This is a genomic window from Paenibacillus sp. FSL H7-0350 (assembly GCF_038593195.1).
In the GTDB taxonomy this organism is placed as follows: Bacteria; Bacillota; Bacilli; order Paenibacillales; family Paenibacillaceae; genus Paenibacillus_AQ.
Genome location: NZ_CP151972.1, coordinates 2,933,449 through 2,955,331, shown reverse-complemented (window position 1 = coordinate 2,955,331; position 21,883 = coordinate 2,933,449). Strand labels below are relative to the sequence as shown.

Annotated in this window: 19 protein-coding genes and 1 pseudogene; 14 read left to right on the top strand and 6 right to left on the bottom strand. The window is 55.8% G+C overall.

Annotated elements, in window-relative coordinates; translation table 11 throughout:
* The first annotated feature begins 7 nt into the window (after positions 1-7).
* Together NYE24_RS13490 and NYE24_RS13485 are read left to right on the top strand one after the other, a co-directional pair.
* Complete coding sequence (locus NYE24_RS13490; RefSeq protein ID WP_076160942.1) at positions 8-1,420, top strand: hypothetical protein; 1,413 nt, start codon at positions 8-10, stop codon at positions 1,418-1,420.
* Positions 1,421-1,536: 116 nt separating this feature from the next.
* Positions 1,537-1,710 carry an aspartyl-phosphate phosphatase Spo0E family protein gene (locus NYE24_RS13485; RefSeq protein WP_076082320.1) on the top strand — a complete coding sequence of 58 codons (174 nt, stop codon included), beginning with the start codon at positions 1,537-1,539 and terminating at the stop codon, positions 1,708-1,710.
* Positions 1,711-1,901: 191 nt separating this feature from the next.
* Here NYE24_RS13485 and NYE24_RS13480 read toward each other — a convergent pair.
* Positions 1,902-2,644 (bottom strand): annotated as a pseudogene (locus NYE24_RS13480) (AAA family ATPase).
* Between the two features lie 347 nt (positions 2,645-2,991).
* On the opposite strand from NYE24_RS13480, the gene NYE24_RS13475 reads away from it, so the two are divergent.
* From NYE24_RS13475 to NYE24_RS13425, 11 genes are all read left to right on the top strand, one after another.
* Positions 2,992-4,083, top strand: coding sequence for a DUF3880 domain-containing protein (locus tag NYE24_RS13475; protein ID WP_143804400.1), 1,092 nt, complete (start codon positions 2,992-2,994; stop codon positions 4,081-4,083).
* Positions 4,084-4,115: 32 nt separating this feature from the next.
* The gene (locus tag NYE24_RS13470; RefSeq protein WP_083678123.1) at positions 4,116-5,249 is read left to right on the top strand and encodes a glycosyltransferase; all 1,134 of its coding nucleotides are present in this window, start codon (positions 4,116-4,118) and stop codon (positions 5,247-5,249) included.
* 238 nt (positions 5,250-5,487) lie between these two features.
* A complete protein-coding gene (locus NYE24_RS13465) occupies positions 5,488-6,990 on the top strand; it encodes a glycosyltransferase family 4 protein (RefSeq protein WP_342478879.1) in 1,503 nt (500 codons plus the stop codon).
* Between the two features lie 51 nt (positions 6,991-7,041).
* The gene (gene wecB / locus NYE24_RS13460; protein ID WP_342478878.1) at positions 7,042-8,136 is read left to right on the top strand and encodes a UDP-N-acetylglucosamine 2-epimerase (non-hydrolyzing); all 1,095 of its coding nucleotides are present in this window, start codon (positions 7,042-7,044) and stop codon (positions 8,134-8,136) included.
* Positions 8,126-9,112: a polysaccharide biosynthesis protein gene (locus NYE24_RS13455; protein ID WP_342478877.1), complete on the top strand. Its 987-nt coding sequence runs from the start codon at positions 8,126-8,128 to the stop codon at positions 9,110-9,112. Before wecB ends, NYE24_RS13455 begins: the two co-directional genes overlap by 11 nt.
* Positions 9,109-9,948 carry an SDR family oxidoreductase gene (locus tag NYE24_RS13450; protein WP_342478876.1) on the top strand — a complete coding sequence of 280 codons (840 nt, stop codon included), beginning with the start codon at positions 9,109-9,111 and terminating at the stop codon, positions 9,946-9,948. Before NYE24_RS13455 ends, NYE24_RS13450 begins: the two co-directional genes overlap by 4 nt.
* Positions 9,945-10,943 carry an NAD(P)-dependent oxidoreductase gene (locus NYE24_RS13445; protein ID WP_036695700.1) on the top strand — a complete coding sequence of 333 codons (999 nt, stop codon included), beginning with the start codon at positions 9,945-9,947 and terminating at the stop codon, positions 10,941-10,943. The genes NYE24_RS13450 and NYE24_RS13445 overlap by 4 nt, the downstream gene beginning before the upstream one ends.
* Entirely contained in the window at positions 10,940-11,656 is a 717-nt protein-coding gene (locus NYE24_RS13440; protein WP_341026683.1) for a glycosyltransferase, read from the top strand. The genes NYE24_RS13445 and NYE24_RS13440 overlap by 4 nt, the downstream gene beginning before the upstream one ends.
* Positions 11,657-11,727: 71 nt before the next feature.
* Positions 11,728-12,303, top strand: coding sequence for a class I SAM-dependent methyltransferase (locus NYE24_RS13435; RefSeq protein WP_342478875.1), 576 nt, complete (start codon positions 11,728-11,730; stop codon positions 12,301-12,303).
* Between the two features lie 24 nt (positions 12,304-12,327).
* Entirely contained in the window at positions 12,328-13,050 is a 723-nt protein-coding gene (locus NYE24_RS13430) for a glycosyltransferase (RefSeq protein ID WP_342478874.1), read from the top strand.
* Positions 13,047-14,090, top strand: a complete 1,044-nt coding sequence (locus NYE24_RS13425; protein WP_036695704.1) for a glycosyltransferase family 4 protein — start codon at positions 13,047-13,049, stop codon at positions 14,088-14,090. Before NYE24_RS13430 ends, NYE24_RS13425 begins: the two co-directional genes overlap by 4 nt.
* Positions 14,091-14,195: 105 nt before the next feature.
* Here NYE24_RS13425 and NYE24_RS13420 read toward each other — a convergent pair whose 3' ends face one another.
* Entirely contained in the window at positions 14,196-15,266 is a 1,071-nt protein-coding gene (locus tag NYE24_RS13420; RefSeq protein WP_036695705.1) for a glycosyltransferase family 4 protein, read from the bottom strand.
* A gap of 191 nt (positions 15,267-15,457) precedes the next feature.
* Between NYE24_RS13420 and NYE24_RS13415 the strand changes: the two genes are divergently transcribed.
* On the top strand, positions 15,458-16,201 hold the full coding sequence (locus tag NYE24_RS13415; protein WP_076160932.1) for a YhcN/YlaJ family sporulation lipoprotein: 744 nt from the start codon (positions 15,458-15,460) through the stop codon (positions 16,199-16,201).
* Positions 16,202-16,407: 206 nt separating this feature from the next.
* Here NYE24_RS13415 and nagA read toward each other — a convergent pair whose 3' ends face one another.
* The 4 genes from nagA to NYE24_RS13395 all read right to left on the bottom strand — a co-directional run bounded on the left by nagA (position 16,408) and on the right by NYE24_RS13395 (position 21,694).
* On the bottom strand, positions 16,408-17,601 hold the full coding sequence (nagA, locus tag NYE24_RS13410; RefSeq protein ID WP_342478873.1) for an N-acetylglucosamine-6-phosphate deacetylase: 1,194 nt from the start codon (positions 17,599-17,601) through the stop codon (positions 16,408-16,410).
* Positions 17,589-18,317, bottom strand: a complete 729-nt coding sequence (nagB, locus tag NYE24_RS13405; protein WP_036695707.1) for a glucosamine-6-phosphate deaminase — start codon at positions 18,315-18,317, stop codon at positions 17,589-17,591. Before nagB ends, nagA begins: the two co-directional genes overlap by 13 nt.
* Complete coding sequence (locus tag NYE24_RS13400) at positions 18,317-19,195, bottom strand: MurR/RpiR family transcriptional regulator (protein WP_036695708.1); 879 nt, start codon at positions 19,193-19,195, stop codon at positions 18,317-18,319. Before NYE24_RS13400 ends, nagB begins: the two co-directional genes overlap by 1 nt.
* Before the next feature lie 609 nt (positions 19,196-19,804).
* A complete protein-coding gene (locus tag NYE24_RS13395) occupies positions 19,805-21,694 on the bottom strand; it encodes an FTR1 family protein (RefSeq protein WP_342478872.1) in 1,890 nt (629 codons plus the stop codon).
* Positions 21,695-21,883: the final 189 nt, after the last annotated feature.

Sequence of the window (21,883 nt, the reverse complement as noted above, 5' to 3'; positions counted from 1 at the left end):
GAATGTTATGAAAAGACTATGGAAACCCGAGGTTCTCATCTCGCTGGCTGGCGCTGTGCTGATCCTCTATCTGCTGTTCGTGCGGCCCTTCACAGGCGTTGCCGATAACGGCGATTTCCTGCGGATGATGAATACGGTCGGACTGAATTATTTTGATGCCGGGGAGGGTTATGCCGACCGCTTCTTCAGCTTCAGTCATTCTAAATTTGCTTATGATGATCTGTTTACGGGCTTCTACCCGTCCTCGCAAATTCTACTGGTGCTGGTGCCAAGGCTGCTTGCGGGCTTATTTCACGGCAGTTACTTCGATATCCGTCTTCTGGCAATTGTATATGCAGTGCTGCTGCTGGCTGCCACGTGGATGATCGTCAAACTGGGCGCGAAGAGCTCCTATGCCACAGGCCTGCTTCTGGGGGCGGGAATGCTGTTGGTGTTCTACGATATCGGCTATCTGGCTTATTTCAATTCCCTGTTCGGCGAACCCGTGTCGATGGTCTTCATGCTGCTTACGTTCGCGCTCGGTCTAAGGCTTACCGGGCAGGAGCAGCCGTCATCCAAGGCTCTTACGCTGTTCTTCGTTGCCGTGCTGTTCCTGATCTGCTCCAAAATCCAGAATGCCCCCGTCGGCCTCGCCTTCGCGCTGATCTTCCTGCGCCTGCGGACGCTGCATGGAACAGGCAACTGGCGCAAGCTGGCACTTGGGCTTGGGGTGGCTACAGCGCTGGTATCAGTGATTATGTACGTGACAGCGCCGAAGGAGCTTAAGCATATCAACCTGTATCAGACGGTGTTCTTCGGCATTCTGAATGAATCGCCGGATGTGCGCGGGGATCTGCGCGATCTGGGGCTGCCGGAGCGCCTCGAGGTACTAGCCGGGACAAATTATTTCCAGGGGGATACGGCGATCAAGCAGGATGATCCATCGCTGGGCCCGGATTTCTATGACCGTGTATCGCATAAGGATGTGCTGTTCTTTTATATGAAGCATCCCGGCCGGTTAATAGAGAATATGAAGTATGCGGCTGCTAACAGCATGTCCATCCGTCCATACTATCTCGGAAGCTATGAGAAAAGTGAGGGCAAGCCTGCAGGCGCGGTAGCAGGAATGTACAGCGGGTGGAGCGAGCTCAAGAACAAGCATCTGCCCCATTCTCTCGGGTTCCTGGTTATTTTCTATCTAGTGTATTACGCTGGATTGCTCTATCAATACTTCCGTACGCGGGAGGCGGCAGGGCGGATTGCCGGAGAATTGATGATGCTGCTGGGAATGATCGGGCTGTTCTCGTTCCTGGTTCCCATCCTCGGTGACGGCCGTGCGGATATCGGCAAGCATCTGTTCCTGTTCAATGTCTGCTTCGATATGATGGCGGTGGCGATGCTGGGCTGGACGCTGCATAAGCTGTCGAGGCTGCTGAAATAACCTGTCATGTCAAACCCTTAATTGACCCCTAGCGGATTATAGAATACAATGTGTTTGGAACTTTAGTAAAAGAGTGGAAATGGCTTGATACAGCCTCATCCTACAAGGGGGCCGCTATGGGGAATGACGAATACAAGGATAAGATCGAACAGGCAAGACAGGAACTGAACAAACTGGCCTTGGAGTACGGGATGCAGGATGTCCGGGTGCTCCGCCAATCGGTGAAGCTGGATGCGCTCCTGAATGAATACAGTGATTGTAATACGGAGAAGGATGACCAGCTTTATTAGAGAAATACAGAGCAGCTATGCCAATTCAAGAGACATCTCGGGCGTTCAACGCCTTGAGGTGTCTTTTTTAAAATATAGAATTTTTATGTTTCACACGATAAATTGTCCTTCTATTTCTCGCTGAAACGGTACCGTCCTTTGAAAGGACGGCAATGCCGTTTCCACTTGAATTTATATGTTCTGGGGTTCGTTTAGTCATCGCCCAGCAGCTCACGGAGCATCTTCTCCCGGCTCATCATGAAGGCGCGGGTGACCGTGTAATGAGCCGTATCTTCAAGCGCAACAGGCGTAATGCTCTCTCCCTCCAGCAGAAGAATATCGGCACCCGGATAAGACATCAGAATCGGGGAGTGGGTGGCGATGATGAACTGGGAATTCTGCTCCGCCAGCTCATGCATCCGCGCCAGCAGCGACATTTGCCGTACGGGAGACAAGGCAGCCTCAGGCTCGTCCAGAATATAGATGCCCTGTCCGCTGAAGCGGTGAACGAATGTGGAGAAGAAGGATTCTCCATGCGACTGCTCATGCAGAGAACTCCCTCCATAGGAGGATTTAATGGGTCTTCCTGCCTCGGGGTCCTCATCCAGCTCATCGATGTAAGTAGCCACATTGTAGTAACTCTCCGCACGCAGAAAAAATCCGTCCCTTGGCCGTTTACCCCTTTGGCAATCCGCAAATATTCATAGAGACTGGAATGCGAGGCACGGGTATTAAACGAGAAATTCAGCGTTCCTCCTTCCGGATTGAACCCCCAGGCAGCAGCAATGCCCTCCAGCAAGGTAGACTTCCCGCTACCGTTCTCCCCCACAAGAAAAGTAACCTGCTTCTGAAAAGCAAGCCGTTCCAAGGTGCGTACCACCGGCAGATTAAACGGATAGCTCCCGAAGGAAGGGACCGCATCGCGCAGCAGCTCGACATGGCGCAGATACAGCATAGGGCCATAGATTGAACTCATATCTTCGTGCCTCCTCAGTAGGTTTTCCTCTAATTGTAGATGATTCATGGGGTCCCCGCAAAGTACTTGAATAGGCTTCGATGTGTGACCTCACTTTGTGGGGCTGTTATGGGCCCCCGCAAAGTACCTGAGTAAGCTTCAGAGTGCAGACCCGGCCTCTGCATGGACGAGAGTGGATGAAATCTGCAAGGGTTCGGGCCAAGCGGGCGAAAGGCCGGGGGGCATATGCCAATTTCGCCGCAATACAGACAGATGTCCATGAGGCGGATGCTGACTCCGCATATAGTACTACTGTCTTGAGAATCTAACGGGGCAGGGTGAAAGCCGTGAAAACAAAAAAGAGAGGCGGGCTTCCACGGGATTACCGGGATGGTTATCTGGAAGGGTACCATCTCGGCCTGTGCGAAGCCGTGAAGCGCCTGAACACCCCTGAAGTGGGGGAATGCCAGCCGTTCAGGCTGATGTATGTTCCTCAGGGGTTTCAGGCCATCGATACGGGAGTCGCAGAAGCGCTGCGGCTGCTGGTAAGCGAGCTGATAATCTGTTCACCGGAAACCATGCTGGAGGTGGCAGCGCGCGAATTGCCGGGGGCGGTGCTGGTGATGAACGGGCTGCATGTATTTCCGGAGAATCATCTGGAACAAATTATGGCAATAAGACAGTTGGGGATCCCGGCGGCAATTTGGTTTGTGGATGATCCTTATTTCACCGAGGACACATCCGTTATCTGCCGGCATTATGATTATGTGTTCACGCATGAGCTGGGCTGTGTGGAATTCTACCGTTCGCTGGGGACGGCGTCTGTGCACTACCTTCCGCTGTGCGTCAACCCCCAGATGTTCTACCCGCGCCACACCGGACCACAATATCACTATGATGTCGTGTTCATTGGTAATGCCTTCCGCAACCGCACGGAGCTGTTCGATGAACTGGTCCCCTTCCTGCGGGGGAAAAAGGTGCTGATCGCCGGCGGATTCTGGGAGCGGCTGACTCACTTCGAGGAGCTGTCTCCTTACATCAGAGAGGGCTTCATCCCGCCGGAGGAGACGGCCAATTATTACAGCGGCGCTAAGCTGGTTATCAATATCCACCGGCCTTGGGAAGGAGGGATGGACAACCGGAATACGTTCCAGCTTCCGTCCCTCTCCATTAATCCCCGGACCTATGAGATCAGTGCCTGCGGGACGATGCAGCTGACTGATATCCGTCAGGATCTGGATATTCACTACAAGCCGGGCCGGGATCTGGAGACCTTCGCTTCTGCCGATGAGCTGAAGCGCAAAATTGATTATTACCTGAAGCATGAGAAGGAACGCCGCCAGTATGCGCTGCGGGGACTGCAGACCACGCTGCGCCGGCATACCTTTACTTCGCGTCTGCCTCATTTACTGGGTGTTCTTACTTCAGCAAGAGGGTGAAATTCATTATGGATCAAAAGGAGCGAATACTCATGAACAACGAATTTATTATGCCTGCCCCGCCGTTGCCGAGAACCCCTGCGGAGGAAGAGAAGTTGCGGGGACGTCTGACTGGCTTCAAGGGCGGTTATGACGAAGGCTATCTGCGGGGACGGCTGGCCGTGCTGGACGGACGCCCGGAGGAGCCGCAGCCGGTAAGGAATATCCATGTGATGTACGTGGCTTCGGGCAAGGGCTATCCCTATTCTCCGCTGGATGATGCGGTACTCTTCGCACTCCAGCGGTTAACAGCTCAGGTCACGATTACCGATGTGCGCCAGAATCTGGTGGAGCTGGCTTCTGCCCAGCGTCCCGACCTGGTGCTGGTGCTGGATGGTCTGGATTTGCCGCTGGAGCAGGTAGCCATTCTGCGCGGCCGGGGCATCAAGACCGCGATCTGGCTAACCGATGATCCGTATTACACCGATTTCACTATGAAGATTGTGGCCCATTATGACTATGTATTCACACTGGAGCGTAATTGCGTAGAGATCTACCGCGGCCTTGGCTGCGCGGAGGTCCACTATCTGCCCTTTGCCGCGCACCGCGAACATTACCGTCCGACTATCGGACGTTCACTGGTCAGCCGTGAGGTCAGCTTCATCGGATCCGCCTACTGGAACCGGATCAATTTCTTCCGCGATATTATGCCGGAGCTGATGAGCTATAACACGGTCATTAACGGAATCTGGTGGGACCGGTTGCCCGAAGCGCCGCTCTATGGCGAACGGATTGAGATCGGCAAGTGGATGTCTCCTCAGGAGACGGCCGTAGCCTATAGCGGTTCGAAGATTGTGATCAACCTTCACCGCTCGCATATCGATGATGTTGTCAACAATAACACGCTGTATATTCCGGCCGTATCGCCGAATCCGCGTACGTTCGAGATTGCTGCCAGCGGCACGCTGCAGCTCAGTGATGCCCGTGACGATCTCGGTTCCTTCTACAAGGTGGGCGAAGAGATCGACACCTTCTCCAGCCCCCGCGAGCTGATGGACAAAATCCAGTACTATCTGACACACGAGGAAGAGCGCCGGGAAATGTCCCTCCGTGCCTTCGAACGGACACTGAGGGATCATACGTACACCAGACGTCTGAGTCAGTTGCTCACTATTATTTACGGGTAAGCCAGCAGGGCAATCGTAGAACAGGCTGTCAGCAAAATGTGCGTATCACAGGGGACAGGTGTCGTGCCGGCATCTGTGCCCCCTCAATATACTGGAGTACCGGGCAGAGATGTTGGCCTGCCAGCTGATATACCCGTCCTAAGTTGGTGAACCGCAGAGTGTTAATGGAGTATGCGCATTAAAAATTAGGAGGTGAATGGCTGCTCCACAGCCCTTCGCAGAGGAGCACCGAGACAACATGGCCGACAAAGCGACGATCGTCCTCTTTTCCCATGTCTCCAACACACGCAGTATTACGGGTGCGGAGAAGCTGCTGTTATTCTTCAGCCGGGAGCTGTCTCCTTACTTCAATTGTATCCTCGTAGCTCCGCAGGACGGGAAGCTGACACAGCTGGCCCGGAGCTACGGCCTTCATGTCCGGCTGATGTCTATTCCGCTGGTCTATGGAGTGTACACCCCCTATGCCGGTCTTCCGGCAGATATCCGCAAGTTGCAAGAGGGCCGGGAATATCATGAGCTGACGCATTGGCTTGCGGAGCTCCGCCCGTCCTTCGTGATCACCAGCACTTGTGTGCATGCCCTGCCGCCAATCGCGGCGAAGTCACTGGGTATACCGGTGATCTGGAAGATCTCAGAGACCATCACAGACAACGAGTACACCCCGGTCAGCGTAGAGCTGATCCACAACCACAGCGATGAGATTCTGGCGATTTCACAGACAGCGGCAGCGTGCTTCCCTGAGGAGATCCGCGATAGCAAGGTGACCCAGCTGCCTCCGTCATGGAGTGACGCGGATTTGTTGTTCGAGGCCTGGAGCAAGCTGCGCGGCGAACGGCGGAGTGAGCTGAAGATTGCCCCGGGAGACCCGCTGATCGGCTATGTCTCTTCCTTCATTAATAAAGAGAAGGGGCTGGAGCATTTCGTCAAGATGGCGGTTCTGGTGCATCAGCAGCATCCGGATGCCCGCTACCTCGTAGTGGGGACTCCGGGGGATAAAAGCTACTATGAGCGCTGTGTCCGCAAGGTGAAGCTGGAGGGACTGACCTCACGCTTCCGGTTCGTCGGATATGAAGAATGTCTGCCGGCCGCTTACTGCGCGATGGACCTGCTCGTTGTCCCCAGCCTGATCCGGGAAGGCTTCGGCATGACGGCCCTGGAGGGCTATGCCTTCAGCAAGCCGGTCGTCGCTTATGATTCCGGCGGCCTGCGGGAGATCCTGAACGCCGCAGGCTGCGGCGAGCTGCTCGTGCCGGCTGGAGATATCGACGCGCTGGCCGGGCGGGTGAACGCGCTGCTGGCCGACCAGGCGATGGCGGCCGGCATTGGCCGGCAGGCGCGGGAGCACATCGAGGCCGTCTACGGCCCGGCGGCTTACCGCGCCCGGCTGCAAGGCTTAGCGGAGAGATGGCATCTCCGCTACTGCCTCCAGCCGCCGCAGCTCATCGGCGGCCCGGAAGCCCCGCCCGCTGCTGCGCCGGCGGGCGGGAAGAGCGCCCCCGCGGCAGAGCCGCCGCGGGGGAAGACCGGGCGCCGCGCTGCAAGGCTGCGGGCCGCGAAGTTGCGGCGCGGCAGGCTGCGCCGCGCCAAGTCCCGGAGCGGCGCAGCGGGAAAGAGCCCGCGCCGTAAGAGCCGTAAGAAGCGTGCGGCAGGCTCCGCGCGCAGGCGGGCCAGCGGCGGCAAGAAGCGCCGCGCGGGCCATGCCGGAAGCCGCCGGAGCAAGCGGCGGCGTAAGGCATCCTGAGCAGCCTGCCCGGTTCCTAAGGGCAGGCCATAATCAAAGGGGAGTGAACCCATGAAGATCATGACGATTTTGGGCACACGGCCCGAGATCATCCGCCTTAGCGTCATCATTCCGCTGCTGGACCGGTATGCGGATCGGCATGTACTGGTGCATACGGGACAGAATTTCACGGCCAGCCTCAGCGGGGTATTCTTCGCCGAGCTGGGACTCCGCGCACCGGACTATGTGCTACAGGATAAGCAGGCCGGACTCGGGGGCCAGCTGGCCGCCATGTTCGGCAGCCTGGAGAGCATTCTGCTCCAGGAGCAGCCGGACCGCGTGCTGCTTCTGGGTGATACCAACAGTGCGCTGTGTGCCATTCTGGCCGAGCGGATGGGTATCCCTGTGGTGCATATGGAAGCAGGAAACCGCTGTTACGATCTGAAAGTGCCGGAGGAGAAAAACCGCCGTGTCATAGATGCCGTCTCCACCATAAATATGCCGTATACCCAGCAGAGTAAAAGACATCTGCTCAGCGAAGGGTTTCCCAGCCAGCGTATCGTGTTAACCGGCAATCCCATCCATGAGGTGATTACGCATTACGAAGAGCAGATCGCAGCCAGTGACGTCCTGTCCCGGTTGAAGCTTGAAGCCGGCCGGTATCTGCTGGTGACCGCGCACCGGGCCGAGAATGTCGATGATCCGGAATCGCTGCTCCAGATTATGTCCGGGCTGAACCTCGTGGCTGAGCAGTTGGGGCTCCGCCTGATCTGCAGCATCCATCCGCGTACACGCTCCAAGCTTACGGAGCAGTTCCCGCTGACTATGAACCCGCTGGTGGAGTTTCACGAGCCCTTCGGATTTTTTGACTTTGTTCATCTGGAGCGTTATGCCCTGTGCGCCATTACCGACAGCGGCACCGTTCAAGAAGAATGTTGCCTGATGGGAGTACCTACGGTGACCATACGCCGGACAACAGAACGCCCGGAGACCGTCGATTGCGGAAGTAATGTAGTGTCCGGGGTAGAACAGAACAGCATTCTGCGCTGCACCGTGCTGATGACGTCGCTTAAGCCCGATTGGGAGGCGCCGGAAGGGTATCTCGCCCAAGGTGTCTCGGTAAAGGTAGTTAAATTTCTGCTTGGAGGGAACCTGCATGTTCAATAATAAACGGATTCTGGTTACAGGCGGTACCGGTTCCTGGGGGCATGAGCTGATCCGGCAGCTGCTGCCGCAGCATCCCAAAGAAATCATCGTATTCTCCCGCAGTGAGTCTGCACAGGTAGCCATGAGCCGTGAATTTGAAGATAAGCGTCTCAGCTTCATCATCGGCGATATCCGTGACAAGGATGCGCTGGTGGCAGCTTGCCGGGGTGTGGATTATGTCTTCCATCTGGCCGCACTTAAGCATGTACCCGTCTGCGAAGACCAGCCGTACGAGGCACTCAAGACGAATGTGGTCGGTACACAGAATGTCATTGAAGCGGCGATTGCCAACAATGTGGAGAAGGCGATCTACATCTCTACCGACAAGGCAGCTAATCCGTCGAACTTCTACGGCATGACCAAGGCCATCGGCGAGAAGCTATTCGTCTATGCCAATCTGATCGGCTCAGGCACCAAGTTTGTTACCGTGCGCGGAGGCAATGTGCTGGGGACGAACGGCAGCGTGGTCCATCTGTTCATGAAGCAGATCAAGGACAAGGGACAGGTAAAGATTACGGATATGAACATGACCCGGTTCTTTTTCACCCTGCGCGATGCCATTACCCTGTTGTTCAAGGCTTCCGATGTCAGTATCGGCGGCGAGATCTTCGTCATGACCATGCCGACCTGCCGGATCGTGGATTTGGCGGATGTGCTGATCGAAGCTTCCGGGCGGACGGATGTCAGTATGATTGAGACCGGCATCCGCCCGGGTGAGAAAATCCATGAGATCCTGATGAGCGATTTCGAGAGCCTGACTACGGTGGTCTACGATGAGCAGTACCTGGTTATTCTGCCTACGCTAGATATGCCGGAGCTGAAGGAGCATTACCGTCATTTCCCCCATGTGTCCTTCAGCAGCTTCAGCTCCGAGAATCATCTGATGGAGCAGGCTGAAATCAAGGCTATCCTGATCCGGGGAGGGTTCCTCCAGTGAAGCTCCTTATTCTCGGCGGAAATGGTATGGCAGGTCATATGCTGGCGGAGTATTTTCGCCGCCAGGGCAAGCACCACATCTTCCATACAACCCGGGATAAGAAGGATCTTGGAGGGTTGTATCTGGACGCCGACGACATCGCCGGTGTAGAAAAGCTGGTTGAAATCGTCTCCCCCCATTGCATTATTAATGCGATGGGGGTACTCAATCAATTCGCCGAACGGGACCGGATCGGCGCGTACCATGTCAACGGATTCCTGCCCCACCGCCTGCGGAGGGCAGCGGACCAGATTCATGCCCGGCTCATCCACATCAGCTCCGACTGCGTGTTCGAAGGAACACGCGGTGGATACACAGAGGATGATGCCGCGGATGGAACCTCGGTCTACGCCCTTACCAAGAGTCTTGGAGAAGTGCGTGATCCCGGACATCTTACGATCCGCACCTCCATTATCGGGCCTGAGATCCGTTCTGGCGGAATCGGCCTCATGGAATGGTTCCTGGCCCAGAAGGACCGGGTAACCGGATATGAATGCGTGATGTGGAATGGAGTCACTACCCTGGAGCTGGCCAAAGCCGTCGACTCCTTACTGGACTCGGATCTCTCCGGGCTGATTCATCTGGCCCACCCGCAGCCCGTAAGCAAATATCAGCTGCTGCAGATGATGCAGGCGGCATTTCATAAAGAGGATGTTGAGATCATCCCGCAGCAGACACCAGTTCAGGACCGGACGCTGATCAGCACGAGAAGCGATGTTACGATTGAGCTGCCGTCCTATCCCCGGATGCTTAGCGAGCTTGAGGGCTTTATGCGCAGCTCAGAGCTGCCGACATGAGCGGGCGTCGTCGTCTCCTTATTACCGGAGCTTCCGGCTTTACCGGCAGGCATGCCGTGGCCTATTTTGCCGCCGGAGGAGCGGAGGTGACTGCTGTAGTCCGCCGCGAGCCAGAAGCAGGGTTGTTCCCGGAGGGTGTTCAGCAGGTTGTCTGTGACCTGGGGGACCGCAGGGCTGTAGCGGCAATGATTGGAGCGGTGAAGCCGGATCAGGTGCTGCACCTGGCAGGCAAGAATTCGGTCCCGGAGTCCTGGCAGGACCCGCTGCTCTACATGGAAACCAATGTAATGGCTACTCTATATTTGCTTGAGGCGCTGCGTGTCCAGCCGGCCAGCCGTATTCTGGTGGCCGGCTCCCGGCTTAAGTACAGACCGGGTGCGACAGACCCGCCTCACCCCTACAGCCTCAGTAAGACGCTGGAAGAGCTGGTATCGCTGGCCTGGGGAACACTGTTTGCACAGCCGGTGCTGATGGCGGAGCCCTCGAACCTGATTGGGCCTGGTCCGTCCACCGGCTTCTGTTCCCTGCTGGCACAGCATATTGTACGCAGTGAAGCAGCTGCCGTAGCCGGATCGGCTGCTCCTGCTGCCTTTCGGCTCTCCTCGCGCCATGCGCTGCGTGATTTTCTGGATGTACGTGATGCGGTCAGGGCGTATGGCTTCATTCTGGATTCGGGAGAGACCGGCAGGATCTACCGCATCGATTCCGGGACAGAGCGGGAACTGGGAGAGATTGCAGCGAAGCTGCTGGCTCATGCTGCGGCTCCGGTAAGGATGGACTGGGGGCCGCAGGAGGAGCACAGCCGGGGCAATCCTTCCCTGTCATCTGCCGTTCCGGCGAAGCCTCCATTTGAATCTGCTGATACTAAGGGAACGCCTGAAGCATCGGGGGACTATGCTGCTATGTCCGGCTGGAAGCCGGAGATTGCGCTGGACCGTTCACTGGCAGATATAATCCGCTATACAAGAGCCGGTAAGGAAGGAAGGTTGTTATGAAGCCCAGAGTATCCGTAGTTATTCCTTTTTACAATTGCCCTTATATTGAGCAGGCGCTGCAGAGCGCTATGAGCCAATCCTGGCAGCCTTATGAGATTATCGTAGTGGATGACGGTTCTACTCTGCATGCAGAGCGGATTACCCCTTATCTGCCCTACATTCACTATCTGGGCAAGGCCAACGGCGGCACCGCTTCGGCACTTAACCACGGTATTGCCCATGCCACGGGAGATTATGTAGTCTGGCTCAGCTCGGATGATATGTTCTATCATGACAAGATCAATAATCAGGTTCTGTTCATGGAACAGAACCGTTTGCTGATCTCGTACACCAACTTCAACTACATTAACGCAAACTCGCAGGCGATGGAGCTGAATGCTGCGGCCGTATTCCCGAACCAGCTTGAATATCTGCGCTGCTTCCTGTACGGCAATCCCATCAACGGCTGTACGGTGATGTTCAAGCGGGAGATCTTCGGAGCCATCGGGATGTTCGATGAAGCACTGCCGTATACCCATGATTATGATCTGTGGTACCGGGCGATTCTGAACGGTTATGCACCGGTGATGCTGAACCAGTCCTTGACGGCTTACCGCCGGCATGAGGGAATGGGCACGCTCAGACACTACGATGTCATTATGGCTGAAGCTGCAGCAACCAGTGCCCGTTATCACGCTCCGTTAAGCGCCCTGATTGCCTCCATGGGCGGCTAGCTGCCGGAGCGGACAGCCGGCACTGCAGCACAGCCCAAGGTAAGGCAATTAACGCTTAGGAGGGAGAGCATATGTACCGGGAAATCGAAGTGAAAGACTTCCTGCCGGTCCTGCTGGAGCAGCTGAAATTCTCCGAGAGTATACTGGATATCGGCAGCGGTACCGGTACGCTGCTGGAGCGGTATGAAGCCGCTGTGGTGCTGGGTCTGGATATCCACAGGCCTTATCTGCTGCACCGCAAATACAAGGCTCCCCATATCATTCCGGTTCATGCCGATGCCGGTCATATCGATAAGCTGTTCCTGCCGGGAACCTTCTCTGCGGTCACTCTGATCGATTCGCTGGAGCATTTCTCGATGAGTGAAGGCATGGAACTGCTGCGTAAGGCAGAGCTCATCGCTGCGAACCGTGTCGTCGTATTTACACCGCGGGGCTTCTTCCCGCAGGAGGGGAGGGACCATTTCAATCTGCATGGAGAGTACTACCAGAAGCACTGGAGCGGATGGGAGCCTGAGGACTTTCTGAAGCTGGGCTACGCTGTAACTGTACTGAAGGGCTTTCACCATGCGGAGAATCCTTCATTCCGGGAAGCCTTCGGTGAGAATCACGCGCCGCTGGACGCCCTGCTCGCCTGCAAGACTGTATAAATGACTCAGGGAGGAGGCCGGGGCATGAATCAGAAGACCAAGGTCTCGGTGGTAATTCCGTTCTATAATTGTCCTTACGTACATCTGGCGGTCGAAAGCGTGCTGGCCCAGAGCTACACGGATATTGAGCTGATCGTGGTGGATGACGGTTCAACGCTCCATACAGAGAAGCTAGACGCCTATAGAAGCCGGATTGTGTATGTCCGCAAGACCAATGGAGGGACCGGCTCGGCCCTCAATAAGGGAATCGAGGTGGCAAGCGGAGCTTATTTTGCCTGGTTAAGCGCGGACGATCTGTTTCATCCCGATAAAATCAGACGGCAGATAGAAGCTATCCGCAATTCGGGCACCTCCTTCAATCATACGGCTTACTACTATATTAATGAGCACGGGCAGCAGTTCTCCGATATAGTCCGAATGCCGTCCTTGCGCAGGCCGGCCCTCATACAGACCATGATGTCCGGCTGTCCGGTGAACGGCAGCACGGTGCTGTTAGATATGGAGGTTCTCTCCAGGGTTGGTATGTTTAATGAGAAGCTCCTGTATACACAGGATTATGATATGTGGCTGCGGATTCTGCCTCATTATGAGTGGTCTTATATAGAAGAGCCGCTGCTGGATTACCGCGTCCATAATGAGATGGGCTCGGTCCTGCACAGCGAGGCGCAGAACCGGGAAATTGCCATGGTTCAGTCCATGCACAGGGGGAAATTGACGAAGCTGCTGAGGAAGGAGAGAAGGAATTGAGACTGACCTTTCCAGTTCTGACCTTATCCAGAGGCGGTGCGCAGCGGATGATAGCGGAGCTTGCGAACGCCCTGACTTTAATAGGCCATGAGGTCGTTGTTCTTATGCCCAGCTTAGGTGTTGTGGAATATGAGATGAAATGTCCGATTATCCCTGTGCCCGCCCCGGTCCTTACAGAAGACCATTTTCCTTACGGGGATGTCATTATCTCCAATTATTATACAACCGTTCCGGTTGCCGAACGGGCCAGCCTTCAGGGCAAAGGGCTGCATATCCGGCTGGCCTTATGCTATGAGCCGAATTTCCTGCCGGATAATAATCAGTCGTTCGCCTCCTACGGCATTACCCGCAACCTGCTTGTACTGTCGCGCTGGCAGCAGGAGGTCATACGGATCAATCACGGCATTAAGGGGATGATTGTTCCGGTCGGTGTTGATCCGCATTTCCATAATACGCATTTTCGCGACAATCCGGGCAAGCCGCTGATCGTCTCGGCTATTATGCGGCGTCCAGAAGGCGGATTCTCCGGCCACCGGGAACAGGAATACCTGATTCAGCAGCTCGATATGGTCAAGCGGCTTCATCCTGAGGTGGAGATCTATATCATGACTCCCCCTGCTGAATATGCCACTTCCGGGAGGTTGCAGGCCTTACTTAATACAGGGCGCTATCAGCTGCGGACACCCGGGAATGACGATGAATTGGCTTATCATTACAATGAGACGGATATTTTTGTCAGCGCAAGTACCAATGATGCCGGTTCACTGCCGGGGCTGGAAGCGATGCGCTGCGGTGCTGCTCTGGCTACCGTATATTCAGGAGGAAATCTCGAATACTGTGCACACGGGCAGAACTGCCTGATGTCGTATCGTCATGAGAACCGTCTTGCTGCAGATATTGTAACGCTCATTAACGACGGGGAGCTTCGCCGGCATCTGGCTGCCAGGGGAGAGCAGGATTCCCTGAGTTTCACCTGGGAGAGAAGCGTACAGGTCTTCCAGGCTGAGCTGTTTGAGATGGTGTCCAGACAAGGCACGTAATGCGTCAGGGCAGAATGCCATACACAGAGAAACCTTCAACCCCGGCGGGCGCTGGGGTTGAAGGTTTTTTTGCCGGAAGACTGGGAGATGAGAAGCTTGTAGTAGTTAGAAGATAGAGAAGGAATTCATCATCTCGCGGAAGGAATGCGCATACTGATCGAAGCCGAAATGCGTAACCATATGCTGACGGCCCTGATAGCAGATAGCTTCGCGCAGCGGGATGTTATTCATCAGTTCCAGTCCTTCGTTCACGGCAGCCTCCACATTGCCAAGCGGATAGAATTTGCCCGTAATATTATGGGTGATGAAGGATCTGACCCCGTCGGAATCCGTGCTGAGTACAGGACAGGAGCAGCAGACAGCCTCAGCTACGGCATATCCGAAGCCTTCTGTGACAGAGCTGGACAGCAGGAAGCCTCCTGAAGCGGCAATCGATGAATAGTAGACAGGCATCATCTGGTTAGGCATATTCGTGAACACATTCAGCCGGTCATTCAGACCAAGAGCATGCAGTTCTTCATTGAATGCCGCCTTCTGGTCATCGGAGGCCAAGCCCGGATCATGGAACATCCAGAGATGCAGGTTAGGTTTTGCTTTGCGGATATGGTGGGCAATCTTCAGGTACTCGCTCCAGTTCTTGTTGGGTTCCAGCCGACCTACCCAGGCAATGACAGGATCAACGGGCGCCTCAGCGGGGATATACCGGAATCCTTGTACATCCACAAGGTTCGGAATGACATAGCGCTGGAGCCAGGGGCAGATCTCGATAAACAGCTCCAGTAAATGATCGGTGGGGGGAATCAGCACGGCATTGCAGAAGGATTGCAGATAAGGCACAGAATCTATAATCACATTACGGGCTTCACTTCGTGTTCCCAGACCCTGGGACTCGTAGATCAGGAGGCCTCCATACCCCAGCCGGCGCAGACGTTCCAGCAGCAGATAATCTGAGGTTACAATGATGGCGTCATAATGATGGGCATTCAGTATAGCCCTGATATCTTCATCCTGCGAAGTGATAAATACCGGGAAGCTTACACTATTGTGGGTGCCGGACCCCGGCATGAGATAGAGCACATGGCATTCGATGCCGTTCTTTTGAAGACTCTCACACCGCAGCCTGTTCAGGGTCTCCACCCCGCCGCTAGGTACATAAAACGTAAATAGAATTCTCAAGCTTACCCCTCCTGATCTGGACTGCCTGCGGAGAAACACAGTCTGCTGTTATATAAGATACGCCGGATTTCTCTTACACGTGACTGTGGGGGGCGGCATTGCCAAATCCTTTCTGGATAGCCCGGCAGCGGAGGAGCCATGCTAAGTCTTGTGACGCTGCACTACATTATTCTGTGATGGGAGATGAAGGAATGTTGCGATCGAAATTCGGCTTGTCCGTGTCTGCTGCCTTGCTGGCCGGCGTCTTAAGTATGACCGGCTGCAGTGCCGGCCATTCGGCAGATAATGGCAATATGCAGACGAAAAGTGTAAGGGGGACTGACGGGCGAATCCACGTGAACTCCGCACGGGACGGAATGCGTGACGATGACTTCGGCAGCATGGAGGTAAGCAAGGAATTGGCTGACCGTGTAGCGGCCATGCCGGAAGTTCGTTCGGCTAACGTTATCATGGTCGGCCGAAGCGCTTATGTCGCTGTAATGCTCGAGCATGCTTCGGGCGGGGTTCACACCACGAGTACCACCCGCGAGAAAGCTACCGGAAGAGGAACTGCTGCGGGTGTTCCCGGGATGACAGGGACAGGCGGCTCCATGGCGGGCATTCCAGGGAGTCTGACAGGCACCGGAACCGTTGGCGGTACAGGTATGGCGACTCCCGGAGATTATCCGGGGAACGGCAATAACGGGATTATGTCCAGAAGCAATATGGGGGAGGATAAAGACAATCTTCCCGGGGAGATCAAGAATAAAATCGCTGCAGAGGTTAAAAAAGGCAACACATACGTCAGCAATGTGTATGTCTCGGCGAACCCGGATTTCGTGGAACGGGCCGATTATTATGCCCGGGAATTCCGTGCCGGACATCCGCTCAGAGGCTTCGCGAATGAATTCCGTATCATGGCGGAACGGATTTTCCCTGCGCGCAGCGGACAGTGAGCAGCCTACTGCATAGTGCCTTGAATGAAGATAGTATTCCAGAGGGATATGAGGCTTATTCAAATGACGGGCACAGATGGGCATAGACGGGCACAAGTGAATGAAGACAAACGCAAACAATGCAGCCCTCTTACCCGGAAAGCCGGGTGAGAGGGCTGCATTGCCTGCGTTTATAGGAATACGAAGCTGCGTCTTACTGCCTGTATTTAGGCCTTCAGCTTGCGTCCGCCGATCCATACGCCGCGCAGGTTCAGGTCTTGGTTCAGCTGCAGAATATCGCCGCGCTTCCCTGCCTCAAGCGTTCCGATAGACCGCTGCATGCCTAGTGACAGCGCCGGATTAAGGCTGGCAGCCTGTGAGGCTTCGAGCAGGCTGAGACCGACCTCCTGAACCAGATAACGGAACCCGCTAATCATGGTCAGTGTGCTGCCGGCCAGAGCTTCAGGATGCTCCTTCAGCGTGGCTATGCCGTCTTTGACGATCACAGGCAGATCACCGATGGCATATTCTCCGTCGCTGAGTCCCGTCGCTGACATGGCATCTGTGATCAGCAGCAGATTATGATTGTTCTTGAGCCGGGTAATGAGGCTGATGGCTGCCGGATGAACATGGATTCCGTCGGCAATGACCTCGGCTCTGATCCGGGGATCGAACAGGACGGCACCGGCCGTTCCCGGCTTGCGGTGATGCAGCGGCGTCATGGCATTGAACATGTGCACCGCCTGGTTCAGTCCGGCATCGGCAGCGGTAATCACCTGCTCGAATGTAGCATCTGTGTGGCCGAGTGCAGCCGTAATGCCATGCTTGCGCAGCCACTGGATAGCTTCCAGAGCAGCTTCGCGCTCGGGAGCCAGGGTGACCTGACGGATCATTCCCGGATACTTGTCCTCCCATTCCTCCAGCCATTCTATATTAGCCGGAACAATGTGCTCAGGATTCTGCGCTCCAGGCCATCTTACGCTAATGAAAGGTCCCTCCAGATGTACACCTGCCAGCCTTGCATAGGGCATGCCGCCTTCACGCGTGCGATAAGCATCTACCTCAGCCAGCACCTGATCGATGTCTGCCTTGGCAGCTGTCATGGTTGTAGCAAGCATCGAGGTCGTCCCGTGTGAGGCATGGAACCGTGTGATGGTGTCAAGAGCATCTGCATCGCTGTACATGAAGTCATGTCCGGCTCCGCCGTGTACATGCACATCGACGAATCCGGGGATCAGCAGACCTTGCGGCTCACGGGTGACTGTCTGCCAGCCCTCATAAGCTGCGGGCAGCCAAGCGGCTTCTCCTGCATATTGAATCAAGCCTTCTGCTACGGCAATTACACCCTGCTCGATGATTCCATCAGGAGTCAACACCTTACCGTACAACAGTTCTCCGCTCATACCGTTTATTTTAGCCATTTGGCAGCACCTTCATCCAGCAGGACGACCACATTCGGATGGCTCTGCAGCAGCGAAGCGGGGCACTGGGTAGTGATAGGGCCCTCCAGCGCATTTTTAACCGCTTCCGCCTTCTCTTCCCCGCGGACAAGCAGTACAATCTGCTTCGCCTTGAGAATACCGCCGATGCCCATCGTTACCGCCTGACGCGGCACATCCTCTACACGGTCGAAGAAGCGGGCATTGGCTTCCAGGGTCTCTTCCAGCAGATCGACCACATGCGTTCCGCTGCTCAGGCTGGCATCCGGCTCGTTGAAGCCGATATGGCCGTTGCTGCCGATGCCGAGGATCTGCAGATCCGCCGGACCGTTATCCTCCAGCAGCTTGTCATACGCACGGCATTCGGCCGCAAGGTCTGGAGCATTTCCGTTAGGCACATGAGTGCGGGCCGGGTCGATATCAACGTGATTGAACAGATGCTCATTCATGAAGCTCCGGTAGCTCTGCGGATGATCCACAGGCAGTCCGACATATTCGTCCAGGTTGTAGGATGAGGCTTTGGCGAAGCTGACATTGCCCTTGCGGTGCATTTCTACCAGCTTCTCATATACCCCGACAGGGGAGCTTCCGGTAGCCAGCCCGAGAACGGCTCTGGGATTGCTCTGCAGCAGACTGGCGATCAGGTTAGCTCCTGTGGCTGCGAAATCTTCTTCATGCTGAAATTTCAAAATATTCATTAGATTTGACCTCCCCGTTTGTGACGGTAATGTTGGACGTTCCGGTAAGATTGCTCAAGCCTTGGGATGAAATCTCCAAACCGGGTACTGACCATGCCGGTGAACAGAATATCGATAATATGCAGCTGTGCGATCCGTGAAGCCATATCGCCGCGCCGCATGCCCTGCTCAAGAGACGAGGAGAAGAGCGGAATGTCAGCGAGTGTAGCCAGAGTACTGCTTCCGTAGGAGGTTAACGACACCGTAGCTGCGCCGCTTGCGGCTGCACAGGTTAAGGCATCCACCGTCTCCGGGGTCTCCCCCGAATAAGAGACTGCGAAGGCCACATCGCCGGAAGAGAGTGAGGAAGCGGAAGTAATCTGCATATGGGAATCGGCAAAAGCGGTGCAGTTCACGCCGATGCGGATCAGCTTCTGATAGAAATCCTGGGCTACGATGGATGAGGTCGCCATCCCGTACAGATCGACCCGCCGCGCCCGGCACAGCAGATCAATGACCTGCTGCAGCCGGCCCAGATCCAGCAGCGAGGTGGTGTCCCGGATCGAGGCCAGGTGGTTGGCCTGCATGGCCTCTACAATGAATTGCAGCGGATTGCCGGCCACGATGTCCTGATAAGAGGAGCTGCCGGTCTCCGGCGAGCCGTCGCTATGCGCCAGCTCAGCTGCCAGCTTGAGCTTGAAATCAGGGTAACCCTTGAAGTGCAGCGCTTTGCAGAACCGCGTAATCGTCGCCGTGCTGATGCCGCATTCCTCCGCCAGCTCCGTGATGCCCATATGGACAATTTCCCCGGGCGAGGCCAGAATGCGCTCAGCCAGCTTGCGTTCCATTTGCGACAGCTTGGAATTGTCATGCTCCAGAGCATGCAGAATGGGAGACAAGCGCTCACCTTCTTTTCTATAGAATCAGATTCATGTAGCTTTCTCTACTTACCCGAATGAAAATGTAGAAATGGACATGCGGAAATGGACAGGTTAAGTTTTGACCTAAGTTGCATTTGAAATTATTTTACATAATATTTGTGTTTATTAAGAAAATTATTTTCATAATCAGGATAAAACAAATTGCGGAAGGTTGCAATAGGCAGTTTGGTTTAAGGCTGGTCTGGGGCAGAATTAAGGAGATGGAGGTGGTGGATTTGTGGTAGGGGGGAGGATGGAAGGATTATTGTAAGAGGAAACAGTTGGATTTTCGTTACTTATTAACTCGTAATTCAGTTTGTTGTGGAAAATAATTGGATTTTTGCTGCTTAATTTTGCTCATATTCCACTTTAAGCTCATTGAGTAAAAATTAAATGCTGTTTTTCCATCTATCATCCATAAAAAGTATTCTACTCTTTTAGTAAGTGACGTTTTTCCATCTATTCATTTCTGCTTCATGCATTGGCGGAGGGGAATATAGCCAACCAAGTGGCAGGAGATACAAAAAGCTGCAATCTGCATGTTTGAAGGCACACGCACAGATTGCAGCTTTTACATAATTAGTATGTTTACTTAGTGATCCCGTTTGCAGCCTTTGTCCTGTTGGCAGTACGTCTGCCGCGCAGCAGCTCCCATAAGATGAAGACGAGTATCAGCAGCTGTGGGATGGTAGTCTCCCAGGTCGGATACATGCCAAGCCAGCCGATGGAAGGCAGACTGTGCCCGTTATGGGCGGGCAGCTTGCCAGCGATCTGTAAGGCATGAAGGCTCTCACCGAGGAAGCGGAACACCAAATAGTAGATCAGTGCTGTAGCGACGCGGAAGAAGGCAACAACAGGCAATCTGGCGCTCAGTGCAATCATGGCATAGCCGAGAATGATCAGGACTATAAGAGCACTGCCAATCCCGAGCAGCAGCTGAGAGGTATCGATGGCCGGGGCCATCCCTGCGTAAAAAATCGTAGTCTCCGCCCCTTCGCGCAAAATGGCCAGCGCAGCGATGAAGAACAGGTACCACAGATTGCCCTTGGCCAGGGCACCCTGCATCTGGCGGTCTACATATTTATTCCAGGCCGCCGTGCTGGATTTGCCGTGCAGCCAACGGCCGACGGTGAGCATCATGATCACGGCCACGAGGCCGGCGATCCCTTCGATCAGCTCGCGTGCGCCGCCAGAGGCGGCTTGAGAGAGGGAATAGGTCAGCAATACGGCGAGGCCGATGCTTGCAGCGAGACCTGCCGCCGCGCCGGACCATACCCAGCGGCGTGCCGCCGGTACTGCTTCACGGCGCAGATAGGCAAGTAGGGCGGCGAGTACTAGAATCGCCTCCAGCCCCTCCCGTAGCAGAATGAGTGCCGCATCCCATGCGGTATAAGTCTGTTCCCCCGTCAGCGGCGTCAGCTCAGAGAGCATCGTGTCCATAAGCGATAGAGCTTGGTCCAGCTTTGGAGGACTGGAGAGCAGATACCCGGTGACGGCGGTGCTCTCGTTCTCAACGCTGGCATAGACCTTGGGTGAGGCCAATTGGACCTGGCCTTCGGCCGAAGGCCAGGCAGCGATGAGCTGTTCCATGATATCAGCGGCTGCTGCGCTGTCGCCGGCCTGGGCGGCGGCGGAAGCTTGCTTCAGATAGCGGATCAGCCCTTCAATGGAAGCTGGCTCCGCTGGCGCGCCACCGGTATCGACGGCTTTACCTTCGCTGTAGCCGGACAGGAGCGTCACCAGCGCTTCCGCTTCCGCCTGCGCGGCCTCTCCGCGGACCGGCTCTGCCTGCAGCGCAATGCGCAGCAGGCTCATCTTCGTCTCCAGCAAGCCGTAGACGGCGGGATTGTCCGCCCGGATGCCGCGTTCCGCCGGCGTCCAGCCGTTCACCACGGCGCGGTAGGCTTCCGCCGCCGCGGCCCAGTCGGCGCTGCGCGCCGCATCCCGCGTGCGCTCCGCCGCGGGCAGCAGCTTCGCCGCCGCTGCGCGTCCGGCGGCGCCCGTGCCACCGCCGCCTTCACCTGCGGCGGCGGTGACGAACGCGTCCACGCTGCGGGCGAGCGTGGACAAGGCTGCCTTGGCGGGCGCTCCGCCGCCGCCCGCCAAAGCTTCCGCCGCAGCGGCCAGCGCGGCGTCCACCTCAGCAGCCGGACCGGCGAGTGCCGGGTCCGGCGTGCTCCCGTTCGCGCTGCGCCACAGCACCGCGAACGAATCGACATCGGCCGCCGCCGCTTCCCAGCGGCTCTGGCCGGCCTCCACCAGCGCGCTGCCTACAGGCGGCAGCAGCTCATCCAGCGGCGCGCCTGACGCAGAAGCCGGCGCGCCGGGCAGCAGCACAAGCAGGCAGAGGAGCAGCAGCGCTGCCCTGATCTGCCGCCAAGGACCATGTATAACCGTGATCTTCATCAGGATCATTCCCTTCAAGTTTAGCGAGTAGGGGTCACTTGCAACGGACTCAGCTGCGCTTATTTTAGCCATATTAACGTTTTTGCAAGTTGAACGGACTCAGTGGAGCTTATGTACAAATAATTGGGAGGAAAACGCCCGCCGTAGCTTAAATAAGCTCCGTGCAGTCCGTTCGAGTAGCTGAATATGCTCGAAAAGAGAAAATAAAGGCCTCTCAGACCGCAACGATCAGCTACCTGTCCGTCCTCTCCGGTCCACCGA

What these genes read in the sequence shown, in the direction of transcription:
- NYE24_RS13490 (WP_076160942.1), top strand. Translation starts at nt 8, where the DNA reads ATGAAAAGACTATGGAAACCCGAGGTTCTCATCTCGCTGGCTGGCGCT.
- NYE24_RS13485 (WP_076082320.1), top strand. Translation starts at nt 1,537, where the DNA reads ATGGGGAATGACGAATACAAGGATAAGATCGAACAGGCAAGACAGGAA.
- NYE24_RS13470 (WP_083678123.1), top strand. Translation starts at nt 4,116, where the DNA reads ATGAACAACGAATTTATTATGCCTGCCCCGCCGTTGCCGAGAACCCCT.
- NYE24_RS13465 (WP_342478879.1), top strand. Translation starts at nt 5,488, where the DNA reads ATGGCCGACAAAGCGACGATCGTCCTCTTTTCCCATGTCTCCAACACA.
- wecB (WP_342478878.1), top strand. Translation starts at nt 7,042, where the DNA reads ATGAAGATCATGACGATTTTGGGCACACGGCCCGAGATCATCCGCCTT.
- NYE24_RS13455 (WP_342478877.1), top strand. Translation starts at nt 8,126, where the DNA reads ATGTTCAATAATAAACGGATTCTGGTTACAGGCGGTACCGGTTCCTGG.
- NYE24_RS13445 (WP_036695700.1), top strand. Translation starts at nt 9,945, where the DNA reads ATGAGCGGGCGTCGTCGTCTCCTTATTACCGGAGCTTCCGGCTTTACC.
- NYE24_RS13440 (WP_341026683.1), top strand. Translation starts at nt 10,940, where the DNA reads ATGAAGCCCAGAGTATCCGTAGTTATTCCTTTTTACAATTGCCCTTAT.
- NYE24_RS13435 (WP_342478875.1), top strand. Translation starts at nt 11,728, where the DNA reads ATGTACCGGGAAATCGAAGTGAAAGACTTCCTGCCGGTCCTGCTGGAG.
- NYE24_RS13430 (WP_342478874.1), top strand. Translation starts at nt 12,328, where the DNA reads ATGAATCAGAAGACCAAGGTCTCGGTGGTAATTCCGTTCTATAATTGT.
- NYE24_RS13415 (WP_076160932.1), top strand. Translation starts at nt 15,458, where the DNA reads ATGTTGCGATCGAAATTCGGCTTGTCCGTGTCTGCTGCCTTGCTGGCC.
- nagA (WP_342478873.1), bottom strand. Translation starts at nt 17,601, where the DNA reads ATGGCTAAAATAAACGGTATGAGCGGAGAACTGTTGTACGGTAAGGTG.
- nagB (WP_036695707.1), bottom strand. Translation starts at nt 18,317, where the DNA reads ATGAATATTTTGAAATTTCAGCATGAAGAAGATTTCGCAGCCACAGGA.
- NYE24_RS13395 (WP_342478872.1), bottom strand. Translation starts at nt 21,694, where the DNA reads ATGGCTAAAATAAGCGCAGCTGAGTCCGTTGCAAGTGACCCCTACTCG.